Below are 920 nucleotides of genomic sequence, written 5' to 3' on the forward strand. Positions count from 1 at the left end.
TATAACCAATCCCACTTAAAAGTGTTATAAACTAATTATCAAACCTAATTGCTATCATAAAGACCATGACTTACTCATTAGATTTTCGTAAACAAGTACTAAAAAGCTTAGACGAGGGTATGACCTTTGCTGAGGCGGCTGAGTTTTACAATCTTAGCCCAACCACTATACAGAATTGGAAGAGACGTGTTCATAGTAAAACAACCAGGCAAACCAAACCCTATAAAATACCAGATGACGTGCTACTTAATGATGTCAAAGAGCATCCTGATGATTACCAGTATGAGCGAGCACGTCGTCTAAACTGTAGTAAAACAGGCATTCATCATGCCCTAAAGCGCCTAGGCATCAGTCAAAAAAAAGACCTTAGAGCATCCAAAGGCATGTCCGATAAAAAGAGCGATATATCACAGTAAGCTTAATAGCTTTATGCAGCAAGGCTATCCTATTGTCTATATGGATGAAAGTGGCTTTGAGGCTGAAACCATTCGTTCTCATGGTTACGCGCCTATTGGTAAGCCTTGTATTGATCGCTACAACTGGCAAGGTAAAAAGCGAACCAATGTCATTGCTGCTCTTTATGAGAAGATGCTGTTTGCACTTGATTACTTTAAGTACAACATCAACAGCAGCATATTCTACGGCTGGTGCAAACAAACCCTCATCCCAAGTCTTAAAACCAAATGTGTGATTGTCATGGATAACGCTCGGTTTCATAAAAGCAGACGTATCCAAAAACTACTGAACAGACATGGTCATCGTATATTATGGCTGCCGCCGTACAGCCCAGACTTGAACCCCATCGAAAAGAAATGGGCACAGGCTAAGTTTCTACGCCAAGGCTGGATGGAAAACGACTTATCCAAATTGTTTTATGATATTTGTCCTAACCATAACAATTTTATTTTGAACTGACTATA

Annotated in this window: 2 protein-coding genes; both read left to right on the top strand. The window is 39.8% G+C overall.

What is annotated here, in order from left to right:
- Window positions 1-65 precede the first annotated feature (65 nt).
- Complete coding sequence (locus JMX91_RS13190; protein ID WP_201549617.1) at window positions 66-416, top strand: IS630 transposase-related protein; 351 nt, start codon at window positions 66-68, stop codon at window positions 414-416.
- Window positions 403-915, top strand: coding sequence for an IS630 family transposase (locus tag JMX91_RS13195; RefSeq protein ID WP_265089203.1), 513 nt, complete (start codon window positions 403-405; stop codon window positions 913-915). Before JMX91_RS13190 ends, JMX91_RS13195 begins: the two co-directional genes overlap by 14 nt.
- The last annotated feature ends 5 nt before the right edge of the window (window positions 916-920 follow it).

Origin of the sequence: Psychrobacter sp. Pi2-1 (assembly GCF_904846645.1) — a bacterium.
GTDB lineage: Bacteria > Pseudomonadota > Gammaproteobacteria > Pseudomonadales > Moraxellaceae > Psychrobacter.

Excerpts from the sequence above, each read along its gene's own strand:
- JMX91_RS13190 (WP_201549617.1), top strand. The coding sequence starts at position 66 with ATGACTTACTCATTAGATTTTCGTAAACAAGTACTAAAAAGCTTAGAC.